This window comes from Vibrio sp. 10N.222.54.A3, assembly GCF_041474095.1.
Classification (GTDB): domain Bacteria; phylum Pseudomonadota; class Gammaproteobacteria; order Enterobacterales; family Vibrionaceae; genus Vibrio; species Vibrio crassostreae_C.
In genome coordinates, this window is record NZ_JBFRTN010000207.1 from 1 (window position 1) to 222 (window position 222).

The following is a 222-nucleotide window of genomic DNA, read 5'->3' on the forward strand; positions in this document are numbered from 1 at the left end:
CCGCCAACTGCGCCACCGTAAAGCTGCTCGACGCGACGCCGTTCACTAAGATTGTGCCGTTACTCACGTTGCTGACCGTGAAGCTCACGCCTGTGTCCGTATCGTCAACGTCCGTGTAGCCAAGATCTGCCGCCGTGATGGTGTAGCTGCCTGCTTCATCCATTTCACCCAACAGATCGCCTGTCAGCTCCGGCGCATCATTCACTGGCGTCACCGTCAAGT

General features: G+C 58.1%; 1 protein-coding gene. It reads right to left on the reverse strand.

Annotation, left to right across the window (positions count from 1 at the left end; all coding sequences use genetic code 11):
• Positions 1-205: hypothetical protein (locus tag AB4507_RS23030; RefSeq protein ID WP_372139339.1), on the reverse strand; the 205-nt coding region annotated here is incomplete at its 3' end.
• Positions 206-222 lie beyond the last annotated feature (17 nt).